The organism is Burkholderia sp. KCJ3K979 (assembly GCF_016759955.1).
Classification (GTDB): domain Bacteria; phylum Pseudomonadota; class Gammaproteobacteria; order Burkholderiales; family Burkholderiaceae; genus Burkholderia; species Burkholderia orbicola.
The window spans coordinates 1-7,604 of sequence record NZ_JACFYV010000281.1; the positions used below are offsets into that span (position 1 = coordinate 1).

Genomic DNA, 7,604 nt, shown 5'->3' on the forward strand with positions numbered 1-7,604 from the left:
CCGCGCACGCCTCGCACGCGAGCGCGCAGCGGCGGCAATGCTCATGCGCATGCCGCGAACACTCGGCCGCACACAGGTCGCAAGCATGCGCGCACAGCGCGCAAATGCGCGGCGCGAGCCCGCTGCGGCGCGCCATCGCGCCCGACGCGAAGCGGCACAGCTGCGCGCATTCGATGTCGAGCGCGATGCAGGTCGCCAGCGCATGCACGTCGCGCTCCGCGAGGCAGGCGGCCGCACAGGTATCGCATGCGTGCGCGCAGGCGTCGCAAGCGGCCATACAGTTGTCGTATTGATCGGTCATTGCAGTGCTCCCGGTTTCGGTTCGTGGGGTCGTCGTCATGGTGCGAGCTTCACCTTCATCCATCCCGGCTCGCGCACGTCGAACGCGCGATACGCATCGATCGCGTTGGTCAGCGGCTCGGTACGCGTGAGCACCGACAGCGGATCGAATGCGCCGCTGCGCACCAGTTCGACGAGCGGCGGCGTCACCGTCCGGTGATTGCAGTTGCCCATCTTGATCGTCAGGTTGCGGTTCATCGCCTCGCCGATCGGAAACACGCGCGCGGCCGGCGGATACACGCCGATCACCGAGATCGTGCCGGCCTTCGCGACCGCGCGCACCGCCCATTGCAGCACCTGCGACGGCCCGTCGCCCGGCACCCAGTTGCGGCCGTCCGGCTTGCGGTGCGGCACGATCGCGTCGACTTCGGCATCGAATGCGCGCGCGGCATCGCGATCGGCCGCGGCCGGCCCGTGCGTCGCGCGCATCGCGTCGACGCCCACCGCGTCGATCACACGATCGACGCCGATCCCGCCGGTGAGCCGCAGCACCGTATCGACCGGATCGTCCTCGGAGAAATCGACGATCTCGGCACCCTGCGCGCACGCCATCTCGAGCCGCGACGCGATGCGGTCGATCGCGATCACGCGCCCGGCGCCCATCAGCTTCGCGCTCGCGATCGCGAACTGCCCGACCGGCCCCGCGCCGAACACGGCGACCGTATCGCCCGGCTTCACTTCCGCGAGCTGCGCGCCGAAATAGCCGGTGGGGAAAATGTCCGACATCAGGATCGCGCGATCGTCGTCGATTGCATCGGGCAGCCGGATCAGGCTCGCATGCGCAAGCGGCGTGCGCGCGTATTCGGCCTGCAGTCCGTCGACCGGGCCCGTTTCGGCCGGCCCGCCGAAGAACGACGTGCCCGCACGCGGCCCGCCCGGATTCGCGACGTCGCATTGCGCGGTATAGCCCGCGCGGCAGTAGGCGCAACTGCCGCATGCGATCGTCGATGGAATCAGCACGCGATCGCCGCGCCGCAGGTTACGCACGTCGCGCCCGACCGCCTCGACGATGCCGACGCCTTCATGGCCGAGAATCGTGCCCGGCTTCATGCCGCCGAGCGTGCCGCGCACCATGTGCAGATCGGTGCCGCAGATCGCGCTGGCGGTGAGACGCACGACCGCGTCGGTCGTCGCGGAGACTTCCGGATCGGGCACCGTGTCGATGCGAATGTCGCCGATGCCGTGAAATACGACTGCTTTCATGTCAGGCCCTCCTTGTCGAAAGCGGAAACGGTGAAGGTCACCGTCGAGCCGGTCGAGCAAGGCATGCGCCTGTGGAGCGCGCGCGGCGCGTCATTGGAGAGCAGACGGGAAAGGCTTCGCTGTCGGGAAGGGCCGGCGCGTCAGTCCGTCGCCGGGCCGTGCTCGCCGCTGCCGTCGCCCGCGTTCGAGATCGCTTCGACGAGCTTCAGTTCGTCGTCGATCGACAGCGTCGTGTCGGTCACTTCGCCGCCCAGCGGCGCGAACGCCGCGCTCAGCGCGTAGATGTCGAGCTGCGTCGCGGCCAGCCCGAGCGACACGGTGCCCGGGTGCGCCTTGCGCGCGACGCGGTCGGTCAGCGCATCGTCCACCGGCCGCTCGCGCCACGCGTCGAGCGACGATTCGATATGCGCGACCACGCTGTCGAGCAGCGATCCGGACGACACGCGACCCGGATCGACTGCATGCGTGCGCAACTGTCCGTCAGTCGAGCACTCGACGATCACGACACCCGCGAGCGCGACGACGTGCCGGTCGCGCAGCGTGCCGAGTTCGGCCAGCGCGCGACGCGCCGCGTCGAGATCGGGATAGGACAACACGATCAGCGTGTTCATCAGCGACTCCATGCAATCCGAACGGGCGCGCTCAATGCGGCAGCCCGAACGCGGCTTTCAGGCTCGCGACGATCATCTGCATCGCGATCGCCGCGAGAATCATCCCCATCAGGCGCTGCGTGACGGCCGTCACGCGCGGCGACAGGTAGTGGCCGATCAACGGCGCCGACAGCAGCGACACGGCCAGCAGCACGAGAAATGCGGCCAGCCCGAGCACGAACGCGAACTCCTGCCCGGTCGCGACGGCACCGTGCCCGAGCACGATCATCGTCGCGATCGTGCCGGGGCCGACCAGCAACGGGATCGTCAGCGGATAGATCGCGACGCTGTCGGCCGCCGCCGGATCGGCGCCTTCGTCGGCGCCCGGCGCATGCTGGCGGCTCGGCGCACCATGCAGCATCGACAACGCGATCAACAGCACCAGCAGCCCGCCCGCGAGCCGGAAATCGTCGATCGTCAAGCCGAACACGTGCAGGATCGCGCCGCCCGCCACCGCCGACACGATGCAGCCGACCGTCACGCCGATCGCGGCCGTCAGCGCGACCTTGCGACGCACGCCGTCCGCCGCGCCTTCGGTCAGCGACAGGAACACCGGAATGTTCGCGATCGGGTTCATGATCGCGAACAGCGCCGCGAACACCTTGATGGAAAAGGTCAGGTCGAAGGACACAAGGTCGCTCCCGTCTCGCGCGGCACGTGACACGCACACGCCGGTTCGTTTTCGATGCGCGGCGCACGCCATGCTGATACGATCCACGCACCACGTTCATTCACGACGGAGGGCCCCGTTCGATGCAAGCCACCGACACTTTCATGGGTCACGAGATTCGCGTCGACGCGACGCGCAACGCGAACGGCGCATGGGTCGCACAGGTGCGGATCTTCCGCGACGGCGCGCCCGTCGACCTGCCCGCGCCCGAACTCGTCACGCCGGAATGGCTGACGTGCGACGAAGCGCTGCGCGGCGGCATCGACCAGGGGCGCGTGATCATCCGGACGCGCGACCGGTAACCGCGCGCGGTTCGCGCCGCACGCCATCGGCCGGCATCGCGCGATGCCCGTCACGCATCGAAATCGAGGTCGCCGATCAGGATCTCGCGATCGCGCTGCGTCCGGCTGCTGAAATCGACCGGCAATTCCATCTGCCACCGCTCGATCGTGACCGGCAGCACCGCGAGATAGCGATCGAAGCGGCTGTGGTCGGGCTCGGCCAGCAGACCGGCGATCGCATCGTCGCGCCACGCGAGCCGCGCGTTCAACCGGTTCGGCAAGCCGACCGTCGACGTGAGGCCGATCACGTCGACGCAGGTCGGGCTGCCCTGCCCGTCGTGCGGCACGACGTCGACCTTCACTTCGCCAGGCTGATACAGGCCGCGCAAGCGCGTCGCGATGCGCGGCGCAAACTCGGTTTCGAAACGGGCACGGACGTCAGGGTTCATTTCGCCTCCATTCAAGATTCGGTGGGTGTCGTCATGCTGCTTTCATGCGGAAGCCCTCTGCCGCTCGAGCGCCGCTTCGGCCTTCAGGTTGTCGAGATCGCGAGCTATCGTCACGACCGCGAGCCGCGTGTTGCCACGCCAGTACGCGATCGAGCAGTCGTGCGCGCCGAGGTCGCCGTCAATCTCGACGCGATCCCATTGCTCCGCATGCCCGACATAGCGGAGCGTCAGGTCGTAATGCTGACTCCAGAAAAACGGCACCGCGTCGAACGGCCGCTGCTGGCCGAGCAGGTTGCGCGCCGCGACGATGCCCTGCCGCTCGGCGACGACCCAGTGCTCGACGCGAATCCGCTCGCCCGTCAGCGGATCGGGCCAGCGCGCGATATCGCCGGCCGCATAGATGCCGGCCGCACTCGTCTGCAGGAAGCGGTCGACCGTCACGCCGCGTTCGACCGCGAGCCCGGCGTCCTGCGCGAGTTCGACGTTCGGATGCACGCCGATCCCCACCAGCACGACGTCGGCCGGCAGCACGTCGCCACTCGACAGCGTCACGCTGTCCGGCCCGATCCGCGCGGGCGTCGCGCCGAGATGGAACACCACGCCGTGCGCTTCGTGCAGCGCCTTGATCGTGTCGCCGAGCGCATCGCCGAGCACGCGGCCCATCGGATGCGGATCGGGCGCGACGACGTGCACGTCGAGCCCGCGCGTGCGCAACGCGGCGGCCGCTTCGAGCCCGATGAAGCTCGCGCCGACCACCACGCAGCGGCGCGCGGTTTTCAGCTTCGCGATCAGCGCATCGCAATCGGCGCGAGACCGCAACGTACACACGTGCGGCAGATCGGCGCCGGGCACGTTCAGGCGGTTCGGCTCGGCGCCGGTCGCGAGCAGCAGCGCGCCGTATTCGATACGGCTGCCGTCGGCCAGCTCGACCGACCGCTGAGCGGGATCGATGCGCGTGACCCGCGTATTGCAGCGCACGTCGATCCGCTGCCCGGCATAGAACGACGGCGCGCGCAGCGGCAGCCAGTCGGCTTCCGCCGTGCCCGCGAGGTAATCCTTCGACAGATTCGGCCGGTCGTACGGCGGATCGACATCGGCGCTCAGCAGCGTGATCGCGTGCGGATAGCCTTCCTGCCGCAGCGTCACCGCGGCTGCGATCGCGGCGGCGCCGCCGCCGACGATCACGACCGACGTGGGCAGCCCGGTTTCCTTCAGCGCAGGCGGCGCAGCGGCCGGCCGCGCATCGACTACGACCGCGCGGCCGTCGCGCCGCTCGACGCGCCAGCACGGCAGCCCGTCGAGCGCCGGCGCGCGCTCCATCTCGCCGGTGCGCAGGCAGAACGCCGCGTGATGCCACGGACAGCGAATCGTGTCGCCGACCAGCAGGCCCTGGGCCAGCGGCCCGCCGTAGTGCGGGCATTGCGCGCCCACCGCGAACAGTTCGTCGGCACGGCGCACGAGCAGCACCGCCGCGTCGCCGACATGGCCCTCGATCATCGCGCCGTCGGCGAGATCGTCGAGCGCGATCCCTTGCGTGAGATCGGGGCGTGAGGACGCATCGCTTCCAGTCATGACGTGGCTCCCGAAAAGTCAGGTAACGATCCCATTATCGCCATCCCTCCTGAAAAGAACAGGTACAGACGCCCCGCAGCGCACGCAAACGCGGACTGTAGCTTGTACGCGATCCGCGACCGGCGTAGAACGTGATCAACGTTGCGGCGCACCACGGCGGCCGCCTGCGACGGGCACGGCGCGACCCGCGCAAGCCGCGTGCCGCCTTCACCTTTCAAAGGAGCACTACCCGATGGCTACCGTCCTGTGCGTGCTCTACCCCGATCCCGTCGACGGCTATCCGCCGCGCTACGTGCGCGACACGATCCCGGTCGTCACGCACTACGCGGACGGTCAAACCGCGCCGACGCCGGCCGGCCCGCCCGGCTTCCGGCCCGGCGAACTCGTCGGCTCGGTGTCCGGCGCGCTCGGCTTGCGCGGCTATATGGAAGCGCACGGCCATACGCTGATCGTCACGAGCGACAAGGACGGCCCCGACTCCGAATTCGAGCGCCGGCTGCCCGAAGCGGACGTGGTGATTTCGCAGCCGTTCTGGCCCGCGTACCTGAGCGCGGAACGCATCGCCCGCGCGCCGAAGCTCAAGCTCGCGCTGACGGCCGGCATCGGCTCCGATCACGTCGATCTGGACGCCGCCGCACGCGCGCGCATCACGGTTGCCGAAGTCACCGGCTCGAACAGCATCAGCGTCGCCGAGCACGTGGTGATGACGACGCTCGCGCTGGTGCGCAACTATCTGCCGTCGCATGCGGTCGCGCAGCAGGGCGGCTGGAACATCGCCGACTGCGTGTCGCGCAGCTACGACGTCGAAGGGATGCATTTCGGCACGGTCGGCGCGGGTCGCATCGGTCTCGCCGTGCTGCGCCGGCTGCAGCCGTTCGGCCTGCAACTGCACTATACGCAGCGCCACCGGCTCGATGCATCGATCGAGCAGGCGCTCGCGCTCACGTATCACGCCGATGTGGCGTCGCTCGCGAGCGCCGTCGATATCGTCAACCTGCAGATTCCGCTGTACCCGTCGACCGAGCACCTGTTCGACGCGGCGATGATCGCGCGGATGAAGCGCGGCGCGTACCTGATCAACACGGCGCGCGCGAAGCTGGTCGACCGCGACGCGGTCGTGAATGCCGTCACGTCCGGCCATCTCGCCGGCTATGGCGGCGACGTATGGTTTCCGCAGCCGGCGCCGGCCGATCACCCGTGGCGCACGATGCCGTTCAACGGGATGACGCCGCACATCTCCGGCACGTCGTTGTCCGCGCAGGCGCGCTATGCGGCCGGCACGCTGGAAATCCTGCAATGCTGGTTCGACGGCAAGCCGATCCGCAACGAATACCTGATCGTCGACGGCGGCACACTCGCGGGCACCGGCGCGCAGTCGTACCGGCTGACATGACGTCGCGCCGCGCGCCGCGGCGCGGTCAGTCGATGCAGGATGCGGCGAGCTTGCCGACGGTGACGACCGCGCGCTCGATCTCCGGCGACCACGGGCTGCTGTAGTTCAGGCGGATGAAGTTCCGGTAAGTGTCCGCGATCGAAAACATGTAGCCCGGCCCGATCGTGATCCCCTGCTCCAGCGCGAGCTGGTACAGCCGCATCGCATCGACCTGCGCGGGCAGCTCGACCCACAGCACGTACCCGCCTGCCGGGCTCGAAATGCGCGTACCCTCCGGGAAGAACCGCGACACCATCGCGCGCATCAGGTTCGCCTGCTGCGCATACGCCTTGCGAACCCGCCGCAGGTGATGTTCGTAGCCGTCGCGTTCGAGAAACTCCGCGATCGCGAGCTGCGGCAACGACGGCGTCGCCAGCGTATTCAGGAACTTCAGCTTCTCGACCTGCTCGCGGTAGCGGCCCGGCAACGCCCAGCCGATCCGGTACGCGGCCGTCAGGCTCTTCGAGAACGACGCGCAATGCAGCACGATGTCATGGCGATCGAACGACTTCAGCGTGCTCGGATGCATGTTGCCGAAATACAGTTCGTTGTACACGCCGTTCTCGATGATCGGCAGGTCGGCTTTCGTTGCGAACGCCACCAGTTCGCGCTTGCGCTCGTCCGGCATCTGGAAGCCCAGCGGGTTCTGGAAGTTCGGCATCACCATGCACGCGGCGATCGGCTGCGATTTCGCGATCGCGGCCAGCGCCGCGATGTCGATTCCATATTCCGGGTGTGTGGCCACCTCGATCGCCTTCATCCCCATTCGCTCGATCGCGTGCAGCATCGCGTAGAACGTCGGCGACTCCACCGCGATCGTATCGCCCGGCTTCGCCACCGCCTGCAGGCACAGGTTGATCGCCTCCGTCGCGCCGACCGTCACGATGATCTCGTTCGGGTCCACCGACATCCCGTTTTCCAGGTAGCGCCGCGCGATCTGCCGGATCAGCCGCGGATGGCCGGGCGGCAGCCCGTCCGTCACGCCCCACAGCGACTTGTCGCGACCCG

9 protein-coding genes are annotated in these 7,604 nt (G+C 68.6%); 2 read left to right on the top strand and 7 right to left on the bottom strand.

Features of this window, described 5'->3' with window-relative positions:
- The 4 genes from H3O04_RS32380 to H3O04_RS32395 form a co-directional block, all read right to left on the bottom strand.
- On the bottom strand, positions 1–301 hold a 301-nt coding region (locus tag H3O04_RS32380; protein WP_202589237.1), incomplete at its 3' end, for a four-helix bundle copper-binding protein.
- Between the two features lie 35 nt (positions 302–336).
- The gene (locus tag H3O04_RS32385; protein WP_011545596.1) at positions 337–1,542 is read right to left on the bottom strand and encodes a zinc-dependent alcohol dehydrogenase; all 1,206 of its coding nucleotides are present in this window, start codon (positions 1,540–1,542) and stop codon (positions 337–339) included.
- A gap of 140 nt (positions 1,543–1,682) precedes the next feature.
- Entirely contained in the window at positions 1,683–2,153 is a 471-nt protein-coding gene (locus H3O04_RS32390) for a hypothetical protein (protein ID WP_124478482.1), read from the bottom strand.
- 31 nt (positions 2,154–2,184) lie between these two features.
- The gene (locus tag H3O04_RS32395) at positions 2,185–2,823 is read right to left on the bottom strand and encodes a MarC family protein (protein WP_105798174.1); all 639 of its coding nucleotides are present in this window, start codon (positions 2,821–2,823) and stop codon (positions 2,185–2,187) included.
- Between the two features lie 122 nt (positions 2,824–2,945).
- Here H3O04_RS32395 and H3O04_RS32400 point away from each other — a divergent pair, with 122 nt between their 5' ends.
- Complete coding sequence (locus H3O04_RS32400) at positions 2,946–3,164, top strand: DUF6566 family protein (protein ID WP_006481288.1); 219 nt, start codon at positions 2,946–2,948, stop codon at positions 3,162–3,164.
- A gap of 50 nt (positions 3,165–3,214) precedes the next feature.
- Here the strand turns inward: H3O04_RS32400 and H3O04_RS32405 are convergent, their stop codons facing one another.
- Both H3O04_RS32405 and H3O04_RS32410 read right to left on the bottom strand, forming a co-directional pair.
- Entirely contained in the window at positions 3,215–3,592 is a 378-nt protein-coding gene (locus tag H3O04_RS32405; protein ID WP_006481289.1) for a DUF5594 family protein, read from the bottom strand.
- 42 nt (positions 3,593–3,634) lie between these two features.
- Positions 3,635–5,164 carry an FAD-dependent oxidoreductase gene (locus tag H3O04_RS32410; protein WP_202589238.1) on the bottom strand — a complete coding sequence of 510 codons (1,530 nt, stop codon included), beginning with the start codon at positions 5,162–5,164 and terminating at the stop codon, positions 3,635–3,637.
- Positions 5,165–5,396: 232 nt separating this feature from the next.
- On the opposite strand from H3O04_RS32410, the gene H3O04_RS32415 reads away from it, so the two are divergent.
- The gene (locus H3O04_RS32415) at positions 5,397–6,557 is read left to right on the top strand and encodes an NAD-dependent formate dehydrogenase (protein ID WP_175788917.1); all 1,161 of its coding nucleotides are present in this window, start codon (positions 5,397–5,399) and stop codon (positions 6,555–6,557) included.
- A 25-nt stretch (positions 6,558–6,582) separates the two neighbouring features.
- Here the strand turns inward: H3O04_RS32415 and H3O04_RS32420 are convergent.
- A partial coding sequence (locus H3O04_RS32420; protein WP_202589239.1) for an aminotransferase-like domain-containing protein occupies positions 6,583–7,604 on the bottom strand: 1,022 nt, incomplete at its 5' end.